The organism is Kitasatospora sp. NPDC096077, from assembly GCF_040303245.1.
Classification (GTDB): Bacteria; Actinomycetota; Actinomycetes; order Streptomycetales; family Streptomycetaceae; genus Kitasatospora.
In genome coordinates, this window is sequence record NZ_JBEOSV010000039.1 from 15,559 (window position 1) to 42,543 (window position 26,985).

The 26,985-nt window shown below is 72.5% G+C and carries 20 protein-coding genes; 5 read left to right on the forward strand and 15 right to left on the reverse strand.

Features of this window, described 5'->3' with window-relative positions; all coding sequences use genetic code 11:
• Window positions 1-16: 16 nt before the first annotated feature.
• The gene (locus ABTZ03_RS27960; protein ID WP_350515857.1) at window positions 17-4,402 is read left to right on the forward strand and encodes a ricin-type beta-trefoil lectin domain protein; all 4,386 of its coding nucleotides are present in this window, start codon (window positions 17-19) and stop codon (window positions 4,400-4,402) included.
• On the opposite strand, the gene ABTZ03_RS44285 is transcribed toward ABTZ03_RS27960, so the two are convergent.
• Window positions 4,320-4,688: a hypothetical protein gene (locus ABTZ03_RS44285; protein WP_502894603.1), complete on the reverse strand. Its 369-nt coding sequence runs from the start codon at window positions 4,686-4,688 to the stop codon at window positions 4,320-4,322. The two genes, ABTZ03_RS27960 and ABTZ03_RS44285, sit on opposite strands and share 83 nt — an antisense overlap.
• A gap of 745 nt (window positions 4,689-5,433) precedes the next feature.
• Window positions 5,434-6,846, reverse strand: coding sequence for a type I glutamate--ammonia ligase (glnA, locus tag ABTZ03_RS27965; RefSeq protein ID WP_350515858.1), 1,413 nt, complete (start codon window positions 6,844-6,846; stop codon window positions 5,434-5,436).
• 338 nt (window positions 6,847-7,184) lie between these two features.
• Here glnA and ABTZ03_RS27970 point away from each other — a divergent pair, with 338 nt between their 5' ends.
• Entirely contained in the window at window positions 7,185-7,652 is a 468-nt protein-coding gene (locus tag ABTZ03_RS27970) for an RDD family protein (protein WP_350515859.1), read from the forward strand.
• A gap of 124 nt (window positions 7,653-7,776) precedes the next feature.
• Here ABTZ03_RS27970 and ABTZ03_RS27975 read toward each other — a convergent pair whose 3' ends face one another.
• From ABTZ03_RS27975 to ABTZ03_RS28010, 8 genes are all read right to left on the reverse strand, one after another.
• The gene (locus ABTZ03_RS27975) at window positions 7,777-8,466 is read right to left on the reverse strand and encodes a DUF4191 domain-containing protein (RefSeq protein WP_350515860.1); all 690 of its coding nucleotides are present in this window, start codon (window positions 8,464-8,466) and stop codon (window positions 7,777-7,779) included.
• Window positions 8,467-8,575: 109 nt separating this feature from the next.
• Window positions 8,576-8,818 (reverse strand): hypothetical protein, encoded by a 243-nt coding sequence (locus ABTZ03_RS27980; protein ID WP_350515861.1) that lies wholly within the window; start codon window positions 8,816-8,818, stop codon window positions 8,576-8,578.
• Between the two features lie 244 nt (window positions 8,819-9,062).
• Complete coding sequence (lipA, locus tag ABTZ03_RS27985) at window positions 9,063-10,016, reverse strand: lipoyl synthase (RefSeq protein WP_350515862.1); 954 nt, start codon at window positions 10,014-10,016, stop codon at window positions 9,063-9,065.
• A 212-nt stretch (window positions 10,017-10,228) separates the two neighbouring features.
• Window positions 10,229-10,999 carry a lipoyl(octanoyl) transferase LipB gene (gene lipB / locus ABTZ03_RS27990; RefSeq protein WP_402429141.1) on the reverse strand — a complete coding sequence of 257 codons (771 nt, stop codon included), beginning with the start codon at window positions 10,997-10,999 and terminating at the stop codon, window positions 10,229-10,231.
• A 146-nt stretch (window positions 11,000-11,145) separates the two neighbouring features.
• A complete protein-coding gene (locus tag ABTZ03_RS27995; protein ID WP_350515913.1) occupies window positions 11,146-13,068 on the reverse strand; it encodes a helix-turn-helix domain-containing protein in 1,923 nt (640 codons plus the stop codon).
• A gap of 166 nt (window positions 13,069-13,234) precedes the next feature.
• Window positions 13,235-14,590, reverse strand: coding sequence for an MFS transporter (locus ABTZ03_RS28000; protein ID WP_350515864.1), 1,356 nt, complete (start codon window positions 14,588-14,590; stop codon window positions 13,235-13,237).
• Window positions 14,591-14,847: 257 nt separating this feature from the next.
• Entirely contained in the window at window positions 14,848-15,387 is a 540-nt protein-coding gene (locus ABTZ03_RS28005) for a hypothetical protein (RefSeq protein ID WP_350515865.1), read from the reverse strand.
• 127 nt (window positions 15,388-15,514) lie between these two features.
• Window positions 15,515-16,276 carry a 3-hydroxybutyrate dehydrogenase gene (locus ABTZ03_RS28010; RefSeq protein ID WP_350515866.1) on the reverse strand — a complete coding sequence of 254 codons (762 nt, stop codon included), beginning with the start codon at window positions 16,274-16,276 and terminating at the stop codon, window positions 15,515-15,517.
• Window positions 16,277-16,585: 309 nt separating this feature from the next.
• Here ABTZ03_RS28010 and ABTZ03_RS28015 point away from each other — a divergent pair, with 309 nt between their 5' ends.
• Complete coding sequence (locus tag ABTZ03_RS28015) at window positions 16,586-18,535, forward strand: NsdA family TPR-like regulatory protein (RefSeq protein ID WP_350515867.1); 1,950 nt, start codon at window positions 16,586-16,588, stop codon at window positions 18,533-18,535.
• Between the two features lie 107 nt (window positions 18,536-18,642).
• Here ABTZ03_RS28015 and ABTZ03_RS28020 read toward each other — a convergent pair whose 3' ends face one another.
• From ABTZ03_RS28020 to ABTZ03_RS28030, 3 genes are all read right to left on the reverse strand, one after another.
• Window positions 18,643-19,866: a cation:proton antiporter gene (locus tag ABTZ03_RS28020; RefSeq protein ID WP_350515868.1), complete on the reverse strand. Its 1,224-nt coding sequence runs from the start codon at window positions 19,864-19,866 to the stop codon at window positions 18,643-18,645.
• A 192-nt stretch (window positions 19,867-20,058) separates the two neighbouring features.
• Window positions 20,059-21,390, reverse strand: coding sequence for an NAD(P)/FAD-dependent oxidoreductase (locus tag ABTZ03_RS28025; protein ID WP_350515869.1), 1,332 nt, complete (start codon window positions 21,388-21,390; stop codon window positions 20,059-20,061).
• 475 nt (window positions 21,391-21,865) lie between these two features.
• The gene (locus ABTZ03_RS28030) at window positions 21,866-22,771 is read right to left on the reverse strand and encodes a TIGR01777 family oxidoreductase (RefSeq protein WP_350515870.1); all 906 of its coding nucleotides are present in this window, start codon (window positions 22,769-22,771) and stop codon (window positions 21,866-21,868) included.
• Between the two features lie 65 nt (window positions 22,772-22,836).
• On the opposite strand from ABTZ03_RS28030, the gene ABTZ03_RS28035 reads away from it, so the two are divergent.
• The gene (locus ABTZ03_RS28035) at window positions 22,837-23,337 is read left to right on the forward strand and encodes a GNAT family N-acetyltransferase (RefSeq protein ID WP_350515871.1); all 501 of its coding nucleotides are present in this window, start codon (window positions 22,837-22,839) and stop codon (window positions 23,335-23,337) included.
• A gap of 97 nt (window positions 23,338-23,434) precedes the next feature.
• Window positions 23,435-24,538, forward strand: a complete 1,104-nt coding sequence (locus tag ABTZ03_RS28040) for a DUF2510 domain-containing protein (RefSeq protein ID WP_350515872.1) — start codon at window positions 23,435-23,437, stop codon at window positions 24,536-24,538.
• 39 nt (window positions 24,539-24,577) lie between these two features.
• On the opposite strand, the gene ABTZ03_RS28045 is transcribed toward ABTZ03_RS28040, so the two are convergent.
• Entirely contained in the window at window positions 24,578-25,093 is a 516-nt protein-coding gene (locus tag ABTZ03_RS28045; RefSeq protein WP_350515873.1) for a DUF4240 domain-containing protein, read from the reverse strand.
• A gap of 142 nt (window positions 25,094-25,235) precedes the next feature.
• The gene (gene sucB, locus ABTZ03_RS28050; protein WP_350515874.1) at window positions 25,236-26,975 is read right to left on the reverse strand and encodes a 2-oxoglutarate dehydrogenase, E2 component, dihydrolipoamide succinyltransferase; all 1,740 of its coding nucleotides are present in this window, start codon (window positions 26,973-26,975) and stop codon (window positions 25,236-25,238) included.
• Window positions 26,976-26,985: the final 10 nt, after the last annotated feature.

A 26,985-nucleotide genomic window follows, 5' to 3' on the forward strand; every position in this document is an offset into this window, starting at 1 on the left:
GCGTTCAGCCCGCCTGGTGGCCCTCGCCGCGACCGGTGCCCTCGGCCTCGGCATGCTCGGTTCGCCTTTCGCCCAGGCCGCTCCCAACCCACTGCCCGGTTCAGCCGCTCCGGCGGGCTCCCCGGCCGGCGCCAAGCCGGCCCTGACCGAGGTCCAGCAGGGCATCGTGGACGCGCGGGCGAAGGCCAGGTCCACCGGCAAGCCGGTGGTGGTCGACGCGATGACCACCGAGACCTCGATCACCCAGATCAACCCGGACGGGACCGCGTCCACCACCGACCACGCCGGCGACGTGCGCACCAAGCGCGGCAAGGCGTGGGCCGATCTGGACGCGACGCTGCGCCGCAACCAGGACGGCACGCTGGCTCCGGCGGTCTCGTCGATGGACCTGACGCTGTCCGGCGGCGGTACCGGCCCGATGGCGACGCTGACCACCGCGGAGGGCCAGAAGCTCGCCGTCACCGCGCCGTTCGCGCTGCCCGCGCCGACGCTGAGCGGCGACACCGCGACCTACCCGAATGTCCTGCCCGACGTGGATCTGCTGGTCACCGCGCTGGCCACCGGCGGCTGGCGGGACGTCATCGTGGTGAAGACCGCGGCGGCCGCCGCCGACCCGCGGCTGAAGAGCCTGCACTTCCCGGTGAAAGCCGACGGCCTGAAGGTGACGACCGACGCCGCGGGCAACGTCAGCGTCAAGGACGACGCCGGCAAGGTCCGGCTGCACGCACCGACCCCGCTGCAGTGGGACTCCACCCCGCCGGCGAAGGGCGAGGACTCCAAGGCCCCCAAGGGCTCGGCCCCGGCCGGCGACGACCAGGCGCCCGAGTTCGAGAAGTCCTCCCCCGCCCGGGCCGGCGAGGGCGCGCACGAGGCCCCGATCGCGATCAAGGCGGACCAGAACGGCTTCGACCTGACGCCGGACCAGACCACCTTCGGCAAGGGCACCGGCCCCTGGTACCTCGACCCGACGATCAGCGCCGACAGCGGCACCGCGCACTCGGCCCAGGTCCAGGAGTACCACTCCGGCACCACGTACTACGACGCCGTCGGCTCGCTCGGCACCGGGTACTGCGGCTACAGCGACTGCACCGGCTACGGCCGGGAGCGCGCCTACTTCTCGATCAACGTGAACCCGGCGATCTGGACCCAGCCGGGCGGCGCCCCGGCCCCGCCGACCGTGTACGGCTCCACGCTGTACGCCAACGTGGACGGCGCCTCCAGCCCGAGCACCAGCACCCCGCTCGGTCTGTACTGGACCGGCGCGATCTTCCCGGGCGTGACCTGGAACAACCAGCCCTGCAACGGCGGCGGCACCTTCGGCGGCTGCAGCAAGATCGGTGACTCGAAGTCCATCGTCGGCACCGGGCCGATCGCCTACGACGTCAGCTGGCACATGCAGCAGGCCGCTTCGCAGAAGTGGCCCACCTTCACCGTCGGCATCGCACCCGACGACGAGAAGAACAAGTACTACCGCAAGCACATCACCAACAACCCGCACATCACCACCAACTACGACCTGCAGCCGAGCATCTGGTACCCGCGAACCAGCCCGAGCTCCGGCTTCGCCAACGCCGACGGCAACGGCAACCCGGTCGGGTACGACTGCACCACTGGCGGCCAGAACCCCTGGTCCAACCCGGCCTGGATCGGCGCTAACCAGAGCGTCACGCTGATGTCGAACAACTGGTCCCCGGCGGGCATGAACCTGTGGACCAACTTCCGGATGTGGGATGACAACGACAGCAACAATGGCTGGTCGGGTCGCACCGGATGGCAGGGCAGCTACAACACCGCCCAGGTCAACGTTCCCTACGATGTGCTGAAGGACGGCCACCAGTTCGGCTGGACCTCCAACGCCTTTGACGCCGACCCGTACTGGAACGGCCTCGGCTCGGTCGACTCCTCATGGTGCTACTTCCGCGTCGACCGGACCCCGCCGACCGTGAGCGTCAGTTCCGAGCAGTTCCCGCCCTCGGGCACCACGCTGCCGGCTGACAAGATCAAGTACGCGAACGAGGCCGGCACCTTTGTTCTCTCCGGCACCGACCCGACGCCGGGCCCCGGACTGAACGCCTCGGGCCTGGCCTGCTTCCGGGTCAGCACCAACCCGACCCCGGTCACCGGCTGGCGCTGCAACGATGCGGGCATCGTCCGCCCGGACGCCAATGGCAAGGGCACGTACACGTACACCCCGGGCACCTGGGGCACCAACACGCTGTACGTCCAGGCACAGGACCAGGCGGGCAACTACAGCCAGCCGTACGCGTACAACTTCTACGCGCCGTTCAACCCGGCCTCCTCGCCGGTCTTCGGCGACGTCACCGGTGACGGCAAGCCCGACATCACGCTGCCGGACTCCACCGGTAACCTGCGGGTGGTCACCAACCTCGCCGACCCGGTGAACGCCGGCACCATTGCCGGCTCCCAGGCCGTCGCGCCCGCCAACTCCCCGTCGGGCAACTGGAACGGCCTGCAGATCACCCACCGCGGCTCGCTGCGCGGCCAGGTGCCGGTGGACGACCTGATCGTCCACGTGCCGGGCGACCCGCAGATGCTGATGTACACCAACGACGGGCACGGCAACTACACCCAGAGGACGCCGTTCTACCCGAGCGGCAACACCACCCCGGCGCAGGTCAGCTGTGTGGACACGGCAGGCCAGAAGGTGGACGCGACGCAGACCAGCGGCTGCCCGACCGGGGTCGGCTACGACTGGTCGAAGGTGACCCAGGTCCTCGCGCTCGGCAGCCCCGACGGCGAGACCACCACCCCGCTCAGCCGCACCTCGCTGGCCGTCGTGATCAACGGAGCGCTGTGGCTGATCCCGCCGGGCGGGAACAACGCGGTGCTGCTCAAGAAGACCGAGACCCAGATCTCCACCCTGCCCTGGGACGGCGCGATCGGCGGCCACGGCTACGACCTGATCAACCCGGGTCCGGCCAACGGCACGAGCTCCTGGACCGTCAACTCGGCCACCAGCACCGCCAAGCAGGCCACCCTGTGGGCGCGTGACCGGCAGACCGGCCAGATCCTGGCCTACCCGATCACCAAGACCGCCACCGGCGCCACGGACTACACCGCTCTGGCCGACCCGACCAAGGGCATTGTCATCGGCACCGGCTTCGACACCACCACCTTCCCGGTGGTCGGCTCGTCCGGTGACTTCGACGGCGACGGCGTGGCCGACCTGTGGGCCCAGAACTCGACCGGCAAGGTCGTCCTGTTCAAGGGCGTCGCGGACGACAGTGCCAGGCCCGGCGCGGTCACCTCACTGGCCGGCTCCACCGTCGTCGGCGACCCGCGCGGTCCCCTGGCCCGCTATCCGCTGACCGGCACCATCGCCGGCGACGCCGCGCACACCGCGGACTCGACCGGCAAGACCACCGCCACCATCCAGAACCAGGTCTCCTTCACCAGCGCCAACCTGGGCGGCGCTGCCACCACCGCGGCGGTGTTCAGCCACGGCGCCGCCGATGCGACCGACGGCCGGATCACCACCACGGCCCAGGTCGACACCGCACAATCCTTCACGGTCAGCGCGTGGGCGCGGATCGACAAGTTCACCGACGGCGTGGTCGTCGGCCAGGACGGCAACTCGACCAGCAACTTCATGATCTGGCCGGGCACCTGGACCTCGGCCGGCCCGACCTGGACCTTCGCGATGGCGCGCAGCGACTCCGGCTGGGACTACGACACCACCGCCCCGGCAGCGAACAGCGGCACCAGCCACGACTACGCCAAGCAGAACGCGGCCGCCCGCGCCCAGCTCGGCGTGTGGACCAAGCTGACCGCGAGCTACGACGCCACCACCGGGCAGATGAGCCTGTACGTGGACGGCGCGCTGGCCGCGACCGGCTGGCACACCGCCAAGATGGCCCCGACCGGCAAGGTCTCGATCGGCCGCTACGTCAACGGTGGCGCCAGCCACAACACCTTCGACGGAGCGGTCGCCGACGTGGCGCTCTACCCGTACCCGACCGTCGCCGGCTCGACGGCCGGTTCGGTCGTGTCCGGCCTGTCCAACGCCAAGTGCCTGGACGAGGCCAACTCCAGCACCACCCCGGGTGCCAAGGTGCAGGTCTGGGACTGCAACGGCAGCAACGCGCAGGCCTGGTCCTTCCGCCCGGACGGCACGGTCGGCCTGCCCTTCGGCGGCTGCCTGGACGCCACCAACGCGGGCACCGGCAACGGCACGCCGGTCCAGTGGTACACCTGCTGGGGCGGCCCGGGCAACGGGGCCCAGCAGTTCCTGCCGCGGGCCGACGGATCGATCTGGAACCCGGTCTCCAACCGCTGCGTGGACATCCCCCGCGGGGACCTCACCAGCGGCAACCAGGTGATCCTGTTCGACTGCAACGGCGGTCCGGGCAACCAGTACTGGCGGCTGAGCCCGGCCGTCTGACGGCCGTGACGCACCACCCGTGAGACCGGCCTCCCCCAGGGGAGGCCGGTCTCACGGCTTCCCGGCCTCCAGGGTCAGGCCCGCTCGGCGGCGCGCAGCGCGCGCAGTCCGCGTACCCCGATCGCGCTGATGGCAGGCCGAGTGCCAGCGAGGTGACGGCGAGCAGCAGGTGGACCCAGAAGAAGGCCGTCGGCGTCATTGGCCTCCGGGGCATTCTCGGGGCCCGCCGCGCCAACAAGTAGGCCAAGCCCACCCACCACAAGCAGCAGCCCCGCGCATACGCCATGGGGGCAGTGCCCGGACGGGGCAGTGCTCGGCGTGTCTTCGTCAGCAGCGGAAGTGTGGGGCTCGGCCACCCCAAGGGGATCTCGCCCTGAGGCAGTGGCTGGTGCGGCGGCGGAGGTGCCGGCGGGCGAGCCAAGGGAGCTCGCTGCGGCGTGGCGCGAGGCGCTGTCTGAGATCGACCCCTGGTGGGCGGCGGCGCAGCGCGCCGGGTTCGTCGGCCTGGAGCAGGAGCAGCAGGACCTGCTGACCGAGGAGGACCCGGAGCTGGCGGCCACGGCCGCCCGGAAGCAGGCCCAGAAGGAGAGGGCCGCGGCCCTACGCCGTCGTCCTGGATGTTGCACGCGCATACCTCGTTGCCCGGGCAGGAGGCGACCTTCGAGAACAACTACAGCCGCACCGGGTCACAGGGCGCCTTGCACATGGCGGCCGGCCCTGCTGCTTGGCGAGCACGGGTGACGCTTCGCCTGAGGGGTGGTAGTGAGGGTAAAGATCGAACCCGTTGAGTCAGCAGCCGCGAACGATTACTACTGTAAGTAGCGAGTGGCGTGCTACCCAATGCTGGCAAGGGCAGTGGGGGATCATCGCGAGTTCGATCTGCCCGTGCTCGTTTCACACTCATTTCACATCGCGAGTCCCAGAGGTGTTGCAGCCAGCCCCTCGCTAGACGTTTCCGCAGGTCAGAACCCTGCCCGACCTGCGGAAACGATGAGAGACCAAACTGCGTTTCCGCAGGTCAGAGGGGGTCTCTACAGGTCGTAGTACAGCTCGAACTCGTGCGGGTGGGGCCGGAGGGCGATCGGGGCGATCTCGTTGGTGCGCTTGAAGTCGATCCAGGTCTCGATCAGGTCCGGGGTGAAGACGTTGCCCGCGAGGAGGTACTCGTGGTCGGCTTCGAGGGCCTCCAGGACGGCCGGGAGCGAGGAGGGCACCTGGGGGACGTTGGCGTGCTCCTCGGGGGCGAGCTCGTAGAGGTCCTTGTCGACCGGCTCCAGCGGCTCGATCTTGTTGCGGATGCCGTCCAGGCCGGCCATCAGCATGGCGGAGAAGGCCAGGTACGGGTTGGAGGACGGGTCCGGGGCGCGGAACTCGATGCGCTTGGCCTTGGCGTTGGAGCCGGTGATCGGGATGCGGATCGCGGCCGAGCGGTTGCGCTGCGAGTAGACCAGGTTGACCGGCGCCTCGAAGCCCGGGACCAGGCGGTGGTAGGAGTTCACCGAGGGGTTGGTGAAGGCCAGCAGCGAGGGGGCGTGCCGGAGCAGGCCGCCGATGTAGTAGCGGGCGGTGTCGGAGAGGCCCGCGTAGCCCTGCTCGTCGTAGAAGAGCGGGGAGCCCTCGGTCCACAGCGACTGGTGGACGTGCATGCCGGAGCCGTTGTCGCCGAAGATCGGCTTGGGCATGAAGGTGGCCGTCTTGCCGTTCCGCCAGGCGACGTTCTTGATGATGTACTTGAACAGCATCAGGTCGTCGGCCGCGTGCAGCAGGGTGTTGAACTTGTAGTTGATCTCGGCCTGGCCGGCCGTGCCGACCTCGTGGTGCTGGCGCTCGACCTCCAGGCCGGACTTGGCCAGCTCCAGCGACATCTCGGCGCGCAGGTCGGCGAAGTGGTCCACCGGCGGGGTGGGGAAGTAGCCGCCCTTGTACTTGACCTTGTAGCCGCGCACGTCGCCCTCGGCGGCGCCGCTGTTCCAGGCGCCGGCCTCCGAGTCGATGTGGTAGAAGGACGCGTTGGCGCTGGTCTCGAAGCGCACCGAGTCGAAGACGTAGAACTCGGCCTCGGGCCCGAAGAAGGCGGTGTCGGCGATGCCGGAGGAGGCGAGGTAGGCCTCGGCCTTCTTGGCGACGTTGCGCGGGTCGCGGCTGTAGGCCTCGCCGGTGACCGGGTCCTGGATGAAGAAGTTGATGTTGAGGTGCTTCTCGGCCCGGAAGGGGTCGAGCCGGGCGGTGGCGAGGTCCGCGACCAGGGCCATGTCGGACTCGTGAATGGCCTGGAAGCCGCGGATCGACGAACCGTCGAACATCAGGGTCTCGGACGGATCGAAGGTCGCCGCGGGTACGGAGAAGTGCTGCATGACGCCCGGCAGGTCACAGAAGCGGACATCGACGAACTTGACGTCGTTGTCCTGGATGAACTGCTTCACTTCGGCGGCGTTGTTGAACATCCATCCTCCTCGGCGTGCGAATTGGGCTCACCCTAGGAATGGGTCGTTTCCAGCCGGTGACCCGCTCGTTTCCTAGATGTTAACCACGACCGCCGAACGGGCCGCAAACTCCTACGGGACGGGGCAAATCACCTCGCCGAGCTGGGGGTCCTCCGTGAAGTGGTCTGGACCACTTGGTAAGCCCGTCGAACGGGATTCACCCGGTCGTGGAGCAGTCCCCGAGCAGGCCGCGAGCGCTCCGCCGACGCCCCGCCCGCGCCCGGCCCGCGTCCCGTCCGCGCCCCGCCCGGAGGGGAGCCGGTGCCGGTCCGCGGCGTGAGCCCGGTTAGTGTGGATTCGTGGACACCAGAGAAGCGTTGGGATCGTGGATCGACGGCCCCAAGGCGGCCGCCGAGAAGATGGGCGCCGACTTCGGCTACCGCGGCGAGCGCCTCGGGCTGCCCAAGGAGGGCCCCGGCTCGATCGCCGGCCCCGGCCGACGGATCGGCGCGCTGTTCGTGGACGGCTGGCTGGTCTCGCTGGTCTCCTTCGGCCTGCTGGCCAAGGGGGACACGGCCGAGGCCAACCTGTGGACCCTCCCGCTGTTCTTCCTGGTCGCGGTGATCCTGCTCTCCACCTCCGGCACGACCCTCGGCAAGCGGCTGTTCGGCCTCCGGGTGGTCCGCCTGGACGGGCGCCGCGCGACCATCCCGCAGGTCCTGCTGCGCACCGTGCTGCTCTGCCTGGTGGTGCCGCCGCTGGTCTGGGACCGCGACACCCGGGGCCTGCACGACAAGGCGGTCGGCACCGTCGAGGTCCGGATCTAGTCCGGCCCCCGCGACAACGCGACACGCGACAACGCGACACACGACCGACAACGCCACAACGTCGAACGGCCCGCCCCGGAGGATCCGGGGCGGGCCGTTCTGGTGTCGTCAGGGGAGGGGCGGGTCAGCGGGCCTGGCCGCCCTTGGGCATCCGGGCACCCTTGGGCATCGGACCCTTGGGGATCGGCGCCTTGGAGAGCAGGTCACCCAGCGCGCGCAGCCGGTCGTTGGTCTCGGTGACCTGGGCGGCGGTGATGGAGCGGGGCAGTCGCATCAGGTGGATCTGCAGCTTCTTCAGCGGGATCTCGCCCTCGCCGGTGCCCACCACGATGTCGTGCACCGGCACGTCGCCGACCACACGGGCCATCTTCTTCTTCTCGGAGGCCAGCAGCTGCCGCACCCGGTTCGGGTTGCCCTCGCCGATCAGCGCGATGCCGGCCCGGCCCACGGCGCGGTAGACCGCGTCCTGGTTACGGGTGACGGCGACCGGGGTGGAGTTGGAGCTCCAGCCGCGCCGGATGTTGTTCAGCACCGCAGCGACGGCGCCCGGCTGTCCCTCCATCTGTCCGAACGCGGCGCGTTCGGCCCGGCGCCCGAAGACGATCGCCATGGCCAGGACGGCCACGATGAAGCCCAGGATGCCCAGGTAGACGGGATGGTCGATCGCGAAGCCGATGGCGAGGAACACGCCGAAGGTCAGCAGGCCGACGCCGGCGATGATCAGGCCGATCTTGGTGTCGACCTTCTTGGTCATGGTGTACGCCAGGCGGATCTGCTTCAGTCGCCCGGGGTTCTCGGATGTTTCCCTCGCCATAACGCTCATGGTACGTGGCACGGGTACGGGATATCCAAGCCCGGGTACCCGTTCGCCCGAACCGTGACCCTCGGGTCCGCTCACGGTCGCGCACAGCGACGCCGCGGCCTCAGCGGGGTACGGAGCGTGTTTCCGCGGCGCGCGAGGCACCCTCCGCGACCTCGGCGCCCTTCGCGACCTGGGCGCCCTCCGCACCCTCCGCGTCGTGCCGTCGGTCCGCCGCGTGCTCGCGGTCCTCGCACACCGCCGCCCAGGCGTTGCGGCGGGCGTGCCGCTGCCCGGGTGCCAGCAGGACGCTCTCGGCGAACCGCAGCGCCGCCCCCACCGACCGGATCCGCACCTGCAGCTGCATCCCGAACAGCTCCTCTCGTAGCCGGCCACGGCTGATCCCGACCGATCGCTGTCACCGATCACCGTCATCGATCACCGGTACCGATCACCGTGGCTGAGAAGAATCGAACGCCCACCAGGCGTCCATCATCCCCACCCCGTGTTACCAGTCCGTGACCAGGCAGTCAAAGCGCGGTGAAACCCGGAAGGGCGGAGCCGCAGCTCCGCCCTTCCAACGGCCCAGTGGCCGAAAACCGCTCTCGGGATCAGACCGCGGCCTGCTCGCGCCGCTCCAGCGCCTGCCGGTACAGCCGGCCGGCCCGGTACGACGAACGCACCAGCGGCCCCGACATGACACCCGCGAAGCCCAGCTCCTCGGCCTCCTCCTGGAGCTCGACGAACTCCTGCGGCTTGACCCAGCGCTCCACCGGGTGGTGGCGCAGCGAGGGCCGCAGGTACTGGGTGATGGTGATCAGCTCGCAGCCGGCCCCGACCAGGTCGGCCAGCGCCTGGCTGATCTCCTCGCGGGTCTCGCCCATGCCCAGGATCAGGTTGGACTTGGTGACCAGCCCGGCCGCGCGGGCCTGGGTGATGACGTCCAGCGAGCGCTCGTAGCGGAAGGCCGGGCGGATCCGCTTGAAGATGCGCGGGACCGTCTCGACGTTGTGCGCGAGCACCTCGGGGCGGGAGGAGAAGACCTCGGCCAGCTGCTCGGGCACCGCGTTGAAGTCGGGGATGAGCAGCTCGACGCCGGTGCGGCCGGCGGCGCGCTCGGCGGTCATCGCGTGCACCTGGCGGACGGTCTCGGCGTACAGCCAGGCGCCGCCGTCCTCCAGGTCGTCGCGGGCGACGCCGGTGATGGTGGCGTAGTTGAGGTCCATGGTGACGATGGACTCGGCGACCCGGCGCGGCTCGTCGCGGTCGAACTCGGCGGGCTTGCCGGTGTCGATCTGGCAGAAGTCGCAGCGGCGGGTGCACTGGTCACCGCCGATGAGGAAGGTCGCCTCGCGGTCCTCCCAGCATTCGAAGATGTTGGGGCAGCCGGCCTCCTGGCAGACCGTGTGCAGCCCCTCCTTCTTCACCAGCGACTGGAGGGCGTTGTACTCCGGGCCCATCTTCGCGCGGGTCTTGATCCACTCGGGCTTCCGCTCGATGGGGGTCTCGCTGTTGCGGACCTCCAGGCGGAGCAGCTTCCTGCCGTCGGGCGCGACAGCGGACACGTGCGACTCCTAGAACTAGACGGGGTACCCCCAGGGTACGCCTGTGGTTGTACGGCCTGTGCCGGGCCTGCCGCCCTGCAATCGCAGGGCAACACGGCTACCGGTCAGTAGATTCCCAGCGGCTGGGGCTTCCTTGGAGCGACCCGGGGGCCAACTGCGGAGCAACCCCGGCCTGACCCCCGGGACCAACCCCGGGCCCGACCGGAACGGGCTCAGCGGCTGAGCGCCGGCTCCGGCAGCTCCGCGAACACGTCCTTGAGGTGCCGCTCGACCGCCGGCGTCGCCTCGCCCACCGGGAAGTCGCGCCCCAGCTCGCCGGCCAGCGAGGCCACGCCCGCGTCCCGGATGCCGCACGGCACGATCTTGTCGAAGTAGGTCATGTCCGGGTCGCAGTTGAGCGCGAAGCCGTGCATGGTCACCCCGCGGGCGACCCGCACCCCGATCGCGGCGAGCTTGCGGTCGCCGCCGCGCTGCCCGGCGTTGGACGGCGCGTACTCGGGCCCGGCGAGCCGCGGGTCGATGCCCAGCGGCAGGCCCATCCGCAGGGTCAGCTTGCCGATGTCGACCACCTCGGCGGGGTCCACCACGGCGTCCGGGAGGTTCTGGCCGAGCACCCAGACCCCGCTGCGGCCCTCCACCCGGGTGGTCCCGACGCCGAAGTCGGCGGCGGTGCGGATCAGCGCCTCCTCCAGGCGGCGGACGTACGCGATCACGTCGATCGGGTCCGGCAGCTTGATGATCGGGTAGCCGACCAGCTGGCCGGGGCCGTGCCAGGTGATCTCCCCGCCCCGGTTGACCTCGACCACCGGGGTGCCGTCCAGCGGCAGGTCGGCGGGGTTGGTGCGCTTGCCCATGGTGTAGACGGGCGGGTGCTCCAGCAGCAGCACGGTGTCGGGGATCTCGTCCGCGACCCGCAGCGCGTGCAGGCGCTGCTGCTCCTCCCACGCCTCCTCGTACGGGACGACGTGCTCGCCTATGCCCATTCGAACGAACCGTACGTTCTCGCTCACCGCTGCCGCTCCTTGCCAGGCGTTCGAGACCAGCCTCGCGTTCGAGACCAACCTCGCCACTGTACGCCCCGGCCCGGACGGACCGGTCAGCCGCCCGCGCCGGGGTTCGGACGGACCGGTCAGCCGCCCGCGCCGGGGTCGGACAGCAGTTGCAGCCGCAGCGCCAGCTGCAGTTCCAGTGACCGTTCCGGCTGGTTCCAGTCCGGGCCGAGCAGCGCCTCGACCCGGTCCAGCCGCTGCACCACGGTGTTCACGTGGACGTGCAGGTCGTCCTTGGCCCGGGTGAGGCTGCCGCCGCAGTCGAAGTAGGCGCGCAGGGTGCGCACCAGTTCGGTGCCGCGCCGGGCGTCGTAGGCGAGCAGCGGGCCGAGCGTGGCGCCGACGAACCCGTCCACGTCGTGGCCGTCGCCGAGCAGCACGCCGAGGAAGCCGAGGGTGCGGGACGAGGCGCCCTCCCCGGCGCGGCCGAGTACCCGCAGGGCGCGGACGCAGCGCAGGCCCTCGGCGTACGAGGCGGCCAGCGCGGCCGGACCGGCGGCCTCCCGGCCCGCGCCGACGGTGGCCGGGAAGCCGGCCAGTCGGGCCAGCCGTTCGGCGGCCTGCCGGGCGGTCCGCTCGGGGTCGTCGGTGTCGCCCGGTGTGACGGGCACCAGCAGCACCACCGCCTCGCCGTGTTCGGCGCTGACCCCGCGGGAGCCGAACAGGTAGCGCCGGGCCGCGCCCGCCAGCCGGCCCCGGTGGTCGCCCGTCCCGTCGGCGGGTTCGGCGACCAGCACCAGGTGCGGCCGGGCGAGGTCGACGCCGAGTCGGCGGCCGCGCGCGGTGAGCCCTGCCGGGTCGCGCTCGGGGGCGGTGAGCAGGTCGGTGAGCAGTTCGCCGCGGACCCGGTTCTCGGTCTCCGCGACCGAGCGGCGCAGCAGCAGGAGCAGCGCGGTCACCACGCTGGCCCGCTCGAACAGCCGACGGTCGGCGTCGTCGAGGTCGGGCCGGCCACGCAGCACCATGGTGCCCAGCGTGTCGTGCCCGGCGAGCACCGCGCACACCCACAGCGCGCCGTGCCGCACCGACCGGCCCTCGGCCCGGGACGCGGCGACCGCCCCGACCAGTTCGGCGCCGGGCGCGGGCCGTCCGGCCAGCGGTTCGCCCTCGGCGTCCAGGACCGCTATCTCGCCGTCCAGCAGGTGGGCGACGGCGGCGGCCACGTCCGGCACCTCGGCGCCGCGCAGTACCAGGTCGGTGAGCCGGTCGTGCGCCTGCTCGGCGCGCTGGACGGCGGCGGAGTGGGCCCGCACCAGCCCGTTGGCGGCGTTCAGCTCGGCCAGCGCGGCCCGGGTGTCGGCCAGCGACTTGGCGGTGTCCAGGGCGATGGCGGCGTGCGCGGCCAGGGTGCAGAGCAGCGCGACCTCGTCGGGGGAGAAGGCGCGCGGGGTGCGGTCGGCGGCGAACAGCACGCCGATGACCTCGCCGCCGAGTAGCAGCGGCACGCCGATGATCGCCACCAGGCCCTCGTCCAGCACGCCCGCGTCGATCGTGCCGGTGTGGTGGAAGCGCTCGTCGGTGCGGTAGTCGGGGGTGGCGTACGGGCGGGCGGTCTGGGCGACCAGCCCGCCCAGCCCGTCGCCGAGGCTGAGCCGCAGGGTCTGGAACAGGACGGACACCGAGCCGTCGGTGACCCGCATGTAGGTGTCGCCGGCGGCCTCGTCCGGCAGGGTCAGGTACGCGGTGTCGGTGCCGAGCAGCATCCGGGCCCGGCGGACGATCGCCTGCAGCACGGCGTCCAGGTCCCGGGAGGCGGCGAGGTCCCCGGCGGTGTCGAACAGGGCGGTCAACTCAGCCTCGCGGCGCCGGTGTTGACGTAGGGTGCGGTGCACCCGCAGGGCCTGCCAGGTGGCGTCGTCGATCTCGGCGAGGACGCCGGCCGACGCCCCGCGGCGGCGGGCGTCGGCCAGCACCTCGGCGAAGTCCTCGGTGGCGGCGCCGGAGGCGAGCAGGTCGAGCAGCCGCCGCAGTGCGGGGGCGGCGCTCTCGTCGGGGTGGTTCACGGTGCGGGCCGCCAATCGGCGTCGGTTCCGACGGTTGCGAGGAATCGCGATGCTATCGCCTCGATCCCCAGGCCCCGTCCGGCCGATCCTGCCGGACGGACGGTGGGATCGACCCGACGGGCGGTGGGATCGACCGGACGGGCGGTGGGATCGACCGGACGGGACCTCAGGCCACGGCGGGCTTTCCGACCGTCGCGCCGTCCTCCGAGACCTCCTCCTCGACCGCCGTCAGGTCCTGTCCCCTGGTCTCCCGCGCGCACAGCACGGCCAGCAGGGTGAGCGCCGCGGCGGCGGCCATGTACACCGAGATGGGGGTGGCGCTGCCGTAGTCCTTGAGCAGCGCGGTCGCGATCAGCGGGGCGGGCGCGCCGGCCGCCACCGAGGCGAACTGGGCGCCGATCGAGGCCCCCGAGTAGCGCAGCCTGGTCGCGAACAGTTCGGAGAAGAAGGCCGCCTGCGGCGCGTACATGGCGCTGTGGAACACCAGGCCGACGGTCACCGCGAGCACCAACTGCCCGAACGAGTGAGTGTCCACCAGTCCGAAGAACACGAACGCCCAGACCCCGACCCCGGCCGCGCCCACCAGGTACACCGGTTTGCGTCCGACCCGGTCCGACAGCGCGCCGAACAGCGGGATCAGCGCGAACTGGATCGCCGAGGCGATCAGCACGGCGTTCAGCGCGCTCTGCTTGTCGAAGTGGGCGTGGGTGACGGCGTACGTCAGCACAAAGGTCGTCATCACGTAGTACGAGATGTTCTCCGCCATCCGCGCGCCCATCGCCACCAGCACCTCCCGCCAGTGGTGCTTCAACACCCCGACCAGCGGCGGCTGTTCGGTGGTCGGCCGGTTCTCCAGCGCCTGCCGGAACAGCGGCGACTCCTCCACCGCCAGCCGGATCCACAGCCCCACCGCGACCAGCACCGCCGACAGCAGGAACGGCACCCGCCAGCCCCAGGCCAGGAACGCGCTCTCCGACTGCACCGCCGTCATCAGCGACAGCACCCCGGCCGCCAGCAGGTTCCCGGCCGGCGCCCCGCCCTGGGGCCAGGACGCCCAGAACCCCCGCCGCCGTCGGTCCCCGTGCTCCGACACCAGCAGCACCGCCCCGCCCCACTCCCCGCCGAGCGCGAAGCCCTGCACCAGCCGCAGCGAGGTCAGCAGCACCGGCGCCGTCACCCCGACCGAGTCGTACGTCGGCAGCAGCCCGATCGCCGTGGTCGCCCCGCCCATCAGCAGCAGGCTCAGCACCAGAAGCTTCTTCCGGCCCACCCGGTCCCCGAAGTGCCCGAACACCAGCGCCCCGAGCGGCCGGGCCGCGAACCCGATCGCGTAGGTCAGGAAGGACAGCAGCGTCCCCGTCAGCGGATCGCTGTTCGGGAAGAACACCTTCCCGAACACCAGGGCCGCAGCCGTTCCGTACACGAAGTAGTCGTACCACTCGATCGTCGTGCCGATCAGACTCGCGGCCACCACTCGTGGGAGTGAACGGGTCGCCGCCGAACCAGGGGCAGGGGCATTCATGGGTCACCACTTCCAGACGCGGACGATGTCGCCACAAGGTAGGAACCCCACGCCCCACCGCATATGTGACAGACCCACACAGTCCCTGGGTAAGGCATGGCCCACACCCCCACAACCGCCTGACCCCTGAGCCGTTGCCCGATCCATTCGCCTTCAGGTCGAAAGAACGGCCGGGGGCCGGGCGACGAAATCGCCCGGCCCCCGGCCGCAGTGGCGCTATCCGTAGGGCCTGCAGGCCCTGCGGGCCCTACCGGCCACTAGTGTCGACAGTGCCAGGAAAGGTCCTCCACCCCCTCGGGGACGGTGCTGAACAGCACCCGGTACAGCGGGCCCTCCACCGGCTCGGTGCCCGAGGCGTTGAAGCGCACCGGGTACTCGGCGTCCTCCGCGGAGACCATCGTGAACCCTGCCTCCCGGACCAGTTCGGCGATGGCCTGCTCGGTGCCGGCGGCCGGTTCCTCGATCACCTCCACGCCGAGGATGCGGAACCTCCGCGGCCAGCCCCTGGTCACGCGCAGGAGCATGGCGTACGGGCCCACCATGGACAGCTTCAGCTTCCACTCGGCACGGCGCCGGACCAGGCCGTAGTCGAAACACACGTTGTCGTTCAGGTCGGTCATGTCCTCGACCTCGACGAGCTCGGCGAGCTTCGCGACCAGGTCACGGTGGGGCCGCTCGTCGAAGGCCCCGGCCGTGAAGCCGAAATCAGGGTCGTCCAGAGTGCCGTAGGTGAGGCGGGCACGGTCGAGATAGCCCTCGATGCGGGCCTCCTGGCTGCTGTCCCCAGGGCGTGCCATGGACCTTCCCCTTCCCCGTCGTCGCTCGGACCTTGTGCTGCGATCGGGTCCGACCGTTCTCGACCGGGCGGCGGTAGCGCGTCTCACCGAGCCGGTTCGAGCCGCGTCCGGCGCGGCCCGTCCTGCCTCAGTGTGCCGTCCAGCCGCCGTCGATGGGCAGGCTGGCCCCCGTGATGTAGGAGGCGGCGGGGGAGCAGAGCCAGAGGGCGAGGCCGGCGACCTCGGCGGGCTCGATCAGGCGCTTGACGGCGGTGCGGTCGAGCATGATCCGCTCCACCACCTCCTCCTCGGGGATCCCGTGGGCCAGCGCCTGGGCGGCGATCTGCTTCTCCACCAAGGGAGTTCGGACGTAGCCGGGGTTGAGGCAGTTGCTGGTGACGCCGTACGGCGCGCCCTCCAGGGCGACGGTCTTGCTGAGGCCCTCCAGGGCGTGCTTGGCGGTCACGTAGGCGGACTTGAAGGCGCTGGCGCGCAGGCCGTGGACGGAGGAGATGTTGACGATCCGGCCCCACTCCCGCTCGTACATGTGCGGGAGGGTGCGGCGCAGGATGCGGAACGGGGCCTCGACCATGACGCGTTGGATGAGCGTGAAGCGTTCGATCGGGAACTCGTGCACGGGCGCCACGTGTTGGAGCCCGGCGTTGTTGACCACGATGTCGGCGTCGGCCGGCAGGGCGTCCACGGCCTCGGGGTCGGCGAGGTCGGCGACGATCGCCTGCCCGCCGATCCGGTCCGCGAGTTCCCGGGCCGGACCGGCCGCGAGGTCGACCACGTAGACCCGGGCGCCGGCCCCGGCGAGGGTTTCGGCGCAGGCCCGGCCGATGCCCGAGGCGGCCCCGGTGACCAGGGCCGTGCGACCGTCGAGCGGGGTGGCGGTAGAGGTGTCCATGGCCGAGAACGGTAGGAATCCGGTGGCGCCGCTCCCATGTGGTGGACCGCTACAGCATCCTGTCGACCCATGGCGGTCACCACTATGACCATCGATCGACGGTTCGACCCCGGAAGGCCAAACCCATCCTGACCTCGCTTCCCCACAATGGGCGCGGTTGCTTCACCCGTTCGGAGGATTGCTCGGTCAGATCCACCCATAGCGCCCGAATGCTCGCTACATTCACGCCGATTCCCGACAGGGGGCGCCGCCCCAGGCGAACCGATGTGCTGGTGGAGCCCGGTGCGACGTCCGAGAGGTGTGACTGACATGCCCCAACGGCCTGCAACCGACAGCCCGGCGTACGGACCGCTCGACCCGCTCGGCCAGCGCCGAGGCCCGGTCGGCCGGGCCCTTCCGGACGCCTCCGACGCCCAGACCGCCGACACGCTGACCGCCGACGCCCCGACCGCCGACGAACTGCGGCTGCCCGCACAGGCCACACCCGCACAGGCCACACCCGCACAGGCCACACCCGCACAGGCCACACCCGCCCGGCACGAACCCGCCACGGCCCCCGCCCGGCACGAAGCCACCGCGGCCCCCGCGCCCGCGACCACCAGCGGCCACGGCACCCACCCCGGCGGCAGCCACACCGGCCACTCCGGCCCGACCCCGCAGAACGGCCAACTCGCCGCCCTGATCGAGGAGGCCGGCTTCTCGCACGCCGGCCTGGCCCGCCGGGTCGACCAGCTCGGCCTGGAGCACGGCCTCGACCTGCGCTACGACAAGACCTCGGTCACCCGCTGGCTGCGCGGCCAGCAGCCCCGCGGCGCCACCCCCGCGCTGATCGCCGAGGTCTTCACCCGCCGCCTCGGCCGCCGCCTCACCGCCCAGGACCTCGGCCTGGACGCCTGCGCCCCGGTCTACGCGGGCCTGGAGTTCGCCGAGACCCCGCAGGAGGCGGTGGACATCGTGGCGAGCATGTGGCGCAAGGACAACGGCCCGCAGTCCGAGCTGCGCCGGATCGCCTTCACCCCGGCCGGCCTGGTCGTCCCGAGCCGGGACTGGCTGATCGGCCGCACCGACGAGCGGGTCGCCCGGGACGGCTCCACCCTGGCCCGCCCGGACACCGCCACCGGTCCACCGGGTGCGGCCACCGGCGCGCCCGTGCCGGGCACGCCCGGCGCTCCCGTCGTGAGCCCGGCGCGCACCCAGCCCGCGGGCGCCCCGGGCCTCCCGGGTGCCCGCAGCACCGCCGGGACCACCGGCACCGCCGCCACCATCGGCCGGGTGCCCACCCAGAGCCGCCGCCCGCCCGCCGCCGTCGAACCGCCGTACACCGACCCGACCCGGGAGGCCCGCCCCGCGCTGCGGGTCGGCCGCGGCGACATCGCCGCCATCCGCGCCGTCGGGGACCTCTTCCGCGCGCTCGACCACGCCTACGGCGGCGGCCACGCCCGCCAGGCGCTGGTCCGCTACCTGGAGAGCGAGGCCGAGCCGATGCTGCGCGGCCGCTACGGCGAGCAGATCGGCCGGGCCCTGTTCGGCGCCGTCGCCGACCTGACCAGGCTGGCCGGCTGGACGTCCTTCGACATCGCCGCACACGGCCTGGCCCAGCGCTACTTCGTCCAGGCGCTGCGGCTCTCCCAGGCCGCCGGGGACCGCGCGCTCGGCGGCTACGTGCTGGTGACGATGAGCCAGCAGGCCGTCCACCTGGGCCACGGCCGGGAGGCCGTCCAGCTCGCCCGGGTCGCCCAGCAGGGCGTCGGCACCGCCGTCCCGCCGGTGGTCCAGTCGCTGATGCACGCGGCCGAGGCGCGCGGGCACGGCCTGCTGGGCGACGTCCGTTCCTGCACCACCGCACTGGTCCGGGCCGAGCGCTCGCTCGCGGCCTCCCGGACGGGCGACGAACTGCCGTCCTGGGCACGGTACTTCGACGAGGCGCAGCTCTCCGACGAGTTCGCCCACTGCTACCGCGACCTCCAGCAGTGGCGCACCTCCGCGCAGCACGCCGAGAAGTCGCTGCGGCTGCGCTCGCCCGCCTATGCGCGCAGCCGGATCTTCTGCCGGCTGGTGCTGGCCACCGCCCGGCTCGGCATGGGCGACCTCGACGAGGCCTGCACCATGGCCACCGACGCGCTGCGGGCGGCGGGGGAGATGCGCTCGGCCCGCTCGCTGGAGTACGTCCGGGACTTCCACCGTCGCCTCACCCCGTACCGGGGCAGTCAGGTGGCCCGAGCCTTCGAGGAGACGGCGCGCCAGGCGGGCGTGATCTGATCCGATCCCCCCGGGCCGATCCAACCAGGCCGGGTCAACCGGGCCGGGCCACCGGGGCCGATCCAACCAGGCCGGGTCAACCGGGCCGGGCCACCGGGGCCGGGAGCTCACCAGCTCTCGGCCCGGACCCTCGGCTGCCCGGAGTCCGCGGCCGCCGGCCGCGCCCCGCCCCGCACCCGCTGCGCCACCAGCGGGAACACCAGGACCGAGAGCATCCCGGCGCCGACCAGCGCCGCCGCCGTCGAGGACGGCAGATGCCCGGCCTCCACCTCGATCGTGGTGATCACCACGACCAGCGGCAGCGCCGTGGCCCCGTACAGCCCGAGCGCGGCCCGGTCCCGCCGGGCCAGCCCGGCCGGGGCGAGCAGTGCCGCCGGCCCGCCGCGCACGGTGAGGAACAGCAGCAGGAACACCGGGACGAGCAGCAGCGTGCCGGGGTCGTCCAGCAGCGCGTCCAGGTCGAACTTCATCCCGCTGACCACGAAGAAGATCGGCACCAGGAAGCCGAAGCCGATGCTCTCCAGCTTGGCCTCGATCACGTCCTCCTCGGCCTGCCGGATGCCGGCCAGCAGCAGCCGGGAGACGATCCCGGCGGTGAAGGCGCCGAGCAGCATGTCCAGGTCGAGCCAGAGCGCGGCCGCCACCATCACGGCCAGCACCAGGATCACCGCCCGGACCGCGAACTGCCCGGAGGTGCGCAGGGTGCGTTCGATCAGCCGGGTGGCCCAGGCCGGGCGCGGCCGGCGGGCGCCGAGGACGGCGACGGCGGTGATCACCGCGAAGGCGCCGAGGATGACCGCGGTCCGGGCGGGGGAGTTGCCGCTGAGCAGCACGGCGATCGCGATGATCGGCCCGAACTCGCCGACCGCGCCGGTGGCCATCACCAACGAGCCGAAGGGGGTGGGGAGTTCGCCGGAGTCGCGGAGGATCGGCAGGATCGTGCCGAGCGCGGTGGTGGTGATCGCGAGCCCGGCGAAGGCGCCGTTCCACGGGTCCCGGTTGATCAGCGCGCCCACACCGAGGGCCGCGACGAGCGAGACCAGCCACGCGGTGCCCGCCCGTTTCAGCGGGCCGCCGCGCAGCTTGGCGAAGTCGATCTCGTACCCGGCCAGGAACATCAGTATGGCCAGGCCGAACTGGGACAGCGCGTCCACCAGGTCGTCGACGTGCGCCCAACCCAGGACGTCCGGGCCGATCAGGACGCCGAGCACGATCTCGAACACCACGGTCGGTACGGCGATCCACCGCAGCAGCCGGTCGGCGAGCAGCGGCGCGGCGACGGCTGCGGCGGGGATCAGGATCAGCGCCACCGGCTGGGCGGAGGAGCTCACCTCGAAACCGGCCGAACAGCAGAAATCATCCGATGAACGGTCAGAACGCACATGCGGGAATCCTGGCACGCCGTCGGTCTGTCACCCCGGCAGACCGCTGGTGTGTCCGTCCTCCCGTACGGCCGCCCCGCGCAGGACCGGCTCGGGCAGCCCCGATGAAACCGGCCTCCGGTGCCCCGCGCTGCGCCGGCCTCAGGCCGCCGCCTCGGCCCCCCGCGCGCCGGCCGGCACCCCGAGATCGCCCAGCACCGCCTTCGCCGCCCGCCGCCCGGAGACCAACGCGCCCTGCACGGTGCTGGTGTCCCGGTGGTCCCCGGCGACGTACAGCCCGGCCAGCAGCCGCACCGGGCGGCGGGGGTTGTGCGGCGGCGGCATCGCCGGCAGCGCGTCCGGGACGTGCCGCACGCTGAGGAACTGCCAGTCCGCGGTCGGGACGCCGTACAGCTCGGCGAGCCGGGCCCGGACGGCCGGTTCCAGCCCGGCCGGGCCGCCCGCGTCGAAGGCGCGCCGCCCGAGCACGGTGCTGGCGATCAGCGCCTGTCCGGCCGGGGCGTAGGACGGGTGCAGCTCGCTGAGCACCAGCGAGTGCGAGACCAGCGGCGGGTGCCCGTTCGGCCGGTCGGCGTCGAGCAGCAGCACGGCCTCGCCGATCGGGGCGCGGTCGGCCGCGTGGAAGAAGGTGGTGACGGAGTGGAAGTCCGGCAGCCGCAGTCCGGGCAGCAGTTCGGCGGCGGAGCGGGCGTCGGTGGCGACCACCACGGCCTGGGCGCCGATCCGCCCGTGGGCGAGGGTCTCCACGCCGTCGGCGCCGATCGCGGTGACCCGCACGCCGGTCCGCACGGTGCCGACGGGCAGTGCGGCGGCCAGCTGGGCGGGCACGGCCGCGATCCCGTCGGCGGGCAGACAGAGCCGGCCGCGGGCGTAGGAGCGCAGTACCAGGTCGGCGATCCGGCTGCTGGTGCCGAGGGTCGGATCGCTGAGCAGCGCGCCGAGCAGCGGCCGCAGGAAGCCGTCGACGGTGCGCGGGGCGAGCCCGTGGCCGGTCAGCGCGCGGGCGGCGGTGGTCTCCGGCCGGGCCAGCAGCCGACCGGCCGGGGTGGTGGCGATCCGGCCGAGCCAGCTGCCGAGCCGGGCCTTGTCCAACGGGCTGCCGAGCGGGGCCCGGAGGGCGGCCTGTCGGGCGGCGGTGAGCTGCGGGTCCCCGGCGCGGTAGCGGCGGCCGGCGTTGTGCACGAGTACGCCGGGCGCGAGCGGGCGCAGGTCCAGGCGGTCGAGGTCGAGCGTCCGGCGCAGCTCGGGGTAGGCGGTGTTGAGCAGGTGGCTGCCGTCGTCGAGGCGGAAGCCGTCGAGTTCGCGGGTGGCCATCCGGCCGCCGATCCGGTCGGTGGTCTCCAGCACCTGGACGGTGAGGCCGTGGCCGGTGAGCGCGCGGGCGGCGGCCAGGCCCGCGAGGCCGGCGCCGACCACGACGACGTCCGGGTCGGACGGGCGGCGGGCGCGGCGGGTGAAGTCGTACGTGGGCACTGGGGTGCTCCCTCCCTGGTCCCGGGGCTCCGGCCGACGCAGGCAGCGGGGTGCCGGGACACGGTCCGAGGAAGGTGATGCCCAGTCGGTGTGAGCGTCAGACAAGTGCGATGGACCGGATGCGGGGCTCGCGAGGGGTTGTGCAGCGCCGGGCGGGGGCGCGGTCACGGACAGTGCGCCGTGGTGGCCGGGTTACCGGGTCGGCGGGCGCGTACGGTCACCGGGGGCGTGCGACGCGCCCGCCATGTGCTCCCGTGCGCCCCCTCTCCAAGCCCCTCCCGGAGCCCCTCCGACCCCCGTCCGGCATATGCCCCTGGCCAGGGCGAATGCCGTACGGGGACTACGCAGAACGCTGCGTCGCAGGGTCACCGGAGCGGTCGCACCACCGTTCCCGGCGGCCTCCCGGACCCCGCCCGCGCGTCACCGGACCCCACCCGCGCGCCGCGTCCCAGGAGGCCTCAGACCTCACGGGGCGTCACAGCGCCGCCCGCACCACCGAGTCCAGGTCCGGGTGCGCGAACCGGAAGCCCGCCTCCAACAGCCGCCGCGGCACCACCCGGTGGCTACCGACCACCTCGACCGCCAGCTCCCCGAGCACCGCCTTGAGCACGGCCTCGGGCACCGGGAACGGCGTCGGCCGCCGCAGCGCCCGGCCGAGCGCGGCGGTCAGCTCGGCGTTGGTGGCCGGCTCCGGCGCGGTGAGGTTGAAGGCGCCGGAGAGGTCGTCCCGGTCGAGCAGGAAGCGCAGTGCCGCCACCTCGTCGGCCAGTGAGAGGTAGCTCCAGTACTGCCGTCCGCTGCCGAGCCGGCCGCCCAGCCCCAGCTTGAACAGCGGGAACAGCCGTCCGCCCGCACCGCCCGCGGCGGAGAGCACCATCCCGGTGCGCGGGTGGACGACCCGGATCCCGGCCCGCTCGGCCGGCCGGGCGGCCGCCTCCCACTGCACGCAGACCTCGGCCAGGAAGTCGTCCCCGGCGGGGGAGTCCTCGTCGATCACCCGGTCGCCGGTCTGCCCGTACCAGCCGACCGCGGAGGCGCTCAGCAGCACCTTCGGCGGTTCCTTGAGCGCCGCCAGTGCCACGGCGAGCGTCTCGGTGCCGTACACCCGGCTCTCCCGGATCTCCCGCTTGTAGGACTCCGTCCAGCGGCGGTCGCCGACCCCGGCGCCGGCCAGGTGCACCACCGCCCCGACCCCGGCGAGCCCGTCCCGGTCGACCTCGCCGAGCAGCGGGTTCCAGCCGATCGCGGTGCTGCCGTCGGGCTGCGGCCCGGTCCTGGAGCGGTGCCGGACCAGCCGGACCACCTGGTGGCCGTCCGCCAGCAGGGAGCGGACGAGCGCCGAACCGATCAAACCCGTGGAGCCTGTGACAGCGATGCGCATGGGCCCATCCTCGCAGCTCTTATCGCCCGTCACCTTTCACAGGTGCCCCGTTAGCATCATGCGCCATGACCCGCGAAGACGATCCGATCATCCGCCCGGCCCGCCCCGAGGACGAGCACGCACTCGCCGCGCTCAACCGTGCCGCCTGGTCCCCCCTCTCCGAGGTCTCCCCGCGGCCGTCCGCCGAGGAGGGCGTCTTCGACGAGCGGCACACCCCCGACCAGTACCTGCTCGCCGTCCTGGACGGCCGGGTCGTCGGCTACGTCCGCCAGGTCCCGGCGACCCCACTGGAGTGCAACCGGCACGTCCGGCAGATCCAGGGCCTGGCCGTGGACGATTCGGCGCGCGGCCGGGGCCTCGGCCGCCGGCTGGTCGAGGCGGCCTGCGCGGCGGCCCGGGCCGGCGGCGCCCGCCGGATGACCCTCCGGGTGCTCGGCTGGAACGCCCCGGCCCGCCGGCTGTACGAGAGTTGCGGCTTCGCGGTCGAGGGCGTGCTGACCGAGGAGTTCCTGATCGACGGACGGTACGTGGACGACGTGTGGATGGCCCGCCGGCTGGTCGACTGAGCCCGTAAGTGAACTGACGCACCGTCAGTTCCGGCGGTGCAGAGTCGTGACGTAACCGCGCTGTCTGGGACGGGGATCCGCCGGGTACCGTACGCCCGTGAGCAACTCGACGCCTCCCGGGTGGTACCCGGTCCCCGGTGCGGACGGCACCCCCGGTCACGAGCGCTGGTGGGACGGCAACGCCTGGACCGCCGAGCTCCGGCCGCTCCAGGGCGGCGCCGGACAGCTCGCCGACGCCCCGACCCAGCCCTGGCAGCCGCCGGCCGGACAGCCGCCGCAACAGGGCTACGGCTACCCGGCGCAGAGCGGCTCGCCCGGCTACGGCTACCCGGCCCAGGACGCGGTCCAGTCCGCCGGCTACGGCTACCCGGGCCAGCAGCAGTACCCCGGTCAGACCGGCTACCCGGGGGGCCAGGCCGGCTACCCCGGCCAGGAGGCCTACCCGGGCGCCGGCTACGGCTACCCGCCGCCGGCCGCTCCCAGGAACCGGACCGGCCTGATCGTCGGCATCTCGGTCGCCGTGCTGGCCGTCGGCGGTCTCGTCGTCGGACTGGTGGTCGACAACGGCGGGGACGACAAGGCCGGCCCGACCCCGAACCCCACGGTCACCATCACCCAGAGTGACAGCCCGCAGCCGAGCCCCACCCCGACCCTGCCGACGCCGACCGTCCCGGCCCCCAAGCCGGTCCCCACCCTCAAGAGCACCGTCCCGGACCCCCAGCACGCGATCACCGTCCCGGTGTTCGACGGCTGGGACGCGGGGGCCAACTCCGCGAAGTCCACCGTCTACCTCGGCAGCGGCCGTTACACCTGCGCCGACGGCAACTCCTGCATCCGCGGCCAGTTCTCGGTCCAGAAGGACACCGCCCAGGGCGACACCCCCAAGGCCGCCTCCGACGCCGCGATGCCGGCCTACGCCGGGACGATCTTCACCGGGATCACCTCGCACACCGACTCCGGCTCCGGCTACGTGAGCGTCGCCGGCGTGCTCGGCTACGCCACCCGCTGGCACATCCGCACCTCGGACGGCACCCAGGGGTACGTCCTGCTGGCCGCCGTCCCGGCCAAGGGCGGCGGCTACGTGGTCTTCGAGGGCGGCGTGGACGACGACCCGGCCGCACCGGACGCCTCGGTGCTGGACCAGATCCTCAAGGGGATCAAGCAGGACGGCTCCGCGGCCTCCCCCGGCACCAGCACCTGAGGCGCCGCGACGAACCCTGGTGGGTTGGCCGGACAGGCCCTAGTCCCCGTACCGCTCCCAGAGCTTGGGGAAGCGTTTCGCCATCACGTCCGGGTCCTCGAAGTCCAGCGCCGTCCCGGCCGGCCGCCCCGGCTGCCGCCCGCCCACGTCGGGCAGCGGCAGCCCGGTGAGCTGCTCGTACGCCTCGTCGGCGGCGAAGCCGAGGTCCTCCGCCTCGCCGTCCTCCTCCTCGTCGAACTCGGGCAGCAGGTCGGCGAGGTCGTCCGGCTCGGCCAGCCCGCCCTCGAAGACCTCCCGGCCCTGGCCGATCAGCCAGCAGCGGAAGTAGTCGAAGGAGTCCTCGGAGGCGCCGCCCAGCAGCAGGTTGGCCGCACCCCACAGGTCGTGCCGGTAGGCGCGCTGGAACCGCGCCTCGAACAGCCGGGCGAAGTCGATCACGTCGTCCGGGGTCAGCTGGACCAGCTGTTCCACCAGCCTGTCGGCCTGTTCGTCGGGGTCGCCGTCGGCGGCCTCCCAGGTGTCGTCGATGATCTGCCAGAAGTCGGTCTCGTCCATCACCGCTCAAGCATCCCTGTTCCGTCGTCTCCACGCATGCCATGACCCGGCGGAATCCGCACCCCGGGAACGCCGGAGCCCCGCGCTGTCCGAGGACGGCGCGGGGCTCCGGTACGACCGCAGTCATTTCCGCGGCAGTGCCTTACAGGCCGAGCTCGACCTCGAACTCGCCGGCCTCCAGGATCTCCTTGACCGCGACCAGGTAGCGGGCGGCGTCGGCGCCGTCCACCAAGCGGTGGTCGTAGGAGAGCGAGAGGTAGGTCATGTCACGGATGCCGATGGCGGTGCCGCCGTCGGCCTCGATGACGACCGGGCGCTTGACGGTGGCGCCGATGCCCAGGATGGCGGCCTGGTTCGGCGGCACGATCACGGTGTCGAACAGCGCACCGCGCGAGCCGGTGTTGCTGATGGTGAAGGTCGCACCGGACAGCTCGTCCGGGGTGATCTTGCTGTCGCGGACCTTGGCGGCCAGCTCGGCGGTCTTCTTCGAGATACCGGCGATGTTGAGGTCGCCCGCACCCTTGATGACCGGGGTCATCAGACCCTTCTCGGAGTCCACCGCGATACCGATGTTCTCGGTGTCGAAGTAGGTGATGGTGCCCTCGGCGTCGTTGATCCGCGCGTTGACGACCGCGTGGACCTTCAGGGCCTGGGCGGCGGCCTTCACGAAGAACGGCATCGGGGAGAGCTTGACGCCCTCGCGGGCGAGGAAGCCCTCCTTGGCCTTGGCGCGCAGCGACATGATCTTGGTGACGTCCACCTCGACCACGCTGGTCAGCTGGGCCTGCTCGTGCAGGGCCTTCATCATGTTGTCGCCGATGACCTTGCGCATGCGGGTCATCTTGACCGTCTGGCCGCGCAGGGCGGACGGCGCGGCGGCGGCCTTCGGCGCAGCGGCCGGGGCGGCGGCGACCGGGGCCGGAGCGGCCTTGGCGGCCTCCGCGGCGGCGATGACGTCCTGCTTGCGGATGCGGCCGCCGACGCCGGTGCCGGCGACGGAGGTCAGCTCCACGCCGTGCTCGGCGGCGAGCTTGCGCACCAGCGGGGTGACGTAGGCGTCACCGCTGTCGGCGACCGGGGCAACCGGAGCCGGGGCAGCGACCGGAGCCGGAGCGGCAACGGGGGCCGGAGCGGCAACGGGGGCCGGAGCGGCGACCGGGGCAACCGGGGCAACCGGAGCCGGGGCGGCAACCGGGGCCGGGGCGGCAACGGGGGCCGGAGCGGCAACCGGAGCCGGAGCGGCGACCGGAGCCGGGGCGGCGGCGGCCGCACCCGGGGCACCGATCAGCGCGAGCTGGGCGCCGACCTCGGCGGTCTCGTCCTCGCCGACCAGGATCTTGACGACGACACCGGCGACCGGCGACGGGATCTCGGTGTCGACCTTGTCGGTGGAGACCTCAAGCAGCGGCTCGTCGATCTCGACCGTCTCACCCTCGGCCTTCAGCCAGCGGGTGACGGTGCCCTCGGTGACCGACTCGCCCAGCGCGGGCAGCAGCACCGGGGTGGCGTCGCCGGCCGGAGCAGCCGGAGCAGCCGGGGCGGCAACCGGGGCAGCCGGAGCAGCGGCGACCGGGGCCGGAGTGGCGGCAACGGGGGCCGGAGCGGCCTCGACCACGGGGGCCGGGGCGGCGACCGGGGCGCCGGTGCCGTCGTCGATGATCGCCAGCTCGGCGCCGACCTCGACGGTCTCGTCCTCGCCGACCTTGATCGAGGAGAGGATGCCGGAAGCCGGGGCCGGGATCTCGGTGTCGACCTTGTCGGTCGAGACCTCGAGCAGCGGCTCGTCGACCTCGACACGCTCACCCTCGGCCTTCAGCCAACGGGTGACGGTGCCCTCGGAAACGCTCTCGCCCAGCGCGGGCAGTGTTACTGAGACCGCCATGGTTTCAGCG

Coding starts and splice junctions, on each gene's coding strand:
- ABTZ03_RS44285 (WP_502894603.1), bottom strand. CDS start 4,688: ATGGCGTATGCGCGGGGCTGCTGCTTGTGGTGGGTGGGCTTGGCCTAC.
- glnA (WP_350515858.1), bottom strand. CDS start 6,846: ATGTTCAACAACGCCGCCGAAGTGAAGCAGTTCATCCAGGACAACGAC.
- ABTZ03_RS27975 (WP_350515860.1), bottom strand. CDS start 8,466: ATGGCGAGGGAAACATCCGAGAACCCCGGGCGACTGAAGCAGATCCGC.
- ABTZ03_RS27980 (WP_350515861.1), bottom strand. CDS start 8,818: ATGCAGCTGCAGGTGCGGATCCGGTCGGTGGGGGCGGCGCTGCGGTTC.
- lipB (WP_402429141.1), bottom strand. CDS start 10,999: ATGGGCATAGGCGAGCACGTCGTCCCGTACGAGGAGGCGTGGGAGGAG.
- ABTZ03_RS28000 (WP_350515864.1), bottom strand. CDS start 14,590: ATGAATGCCCCTGCCCCTGGTTCGGCGGCGACCCGTTCACTCCCACGA.
- ABTZ03_RS28005 (WP_350515865.1), bottom strand. CDS start 15,387: ATGGCACGCCCTGGGGACAGCAGCCAGGAGGCCCGCATCGAGGGCTAT.
- ABTZ03_RS28010 (WP_350515866.1), bottom strand. CDS start 16,276: ATGGACACCTCTACCGCCACCCCGCTCGACGGTCGCACGGCCCTGGTC.
- ABTZ03_RS28015 (WP_350515867.1), top strand. CDS start 16,586: ATGCCCCAACGGCCTGCAACCGACAGCCCGGCGTACGGACCGCTCGAC.
- ABTZ03_RS28030 (WP_350515870.1), bottom strand. CDS start 22,771: ATGCGCATCGCTGTCACAGGCTCCACGGGTTTGATCGGTTCGGCGCTC.
- ABTZ03_RS28035 (WP_350515871.1), top strand. CDS start 22,837: ATGACCCGCGAAGACGATCCGATCATCCGCCCGGCCCGCCCCGAGGAC.
- ABTZ03_RS28045 (WP_350515873.1), bottom strand. CDS start 25,093: ATGGACGAGACCGACTTCTGGCAGATCATCGACGACACCTGGGAGGCC.
- sucB (WP_350515874.1), bottom strand. CDS start 26,975: ATGGCGGTCTCAGTAACACTGCCCGCGCTGGGCGAGAGCGTTTCCGAG.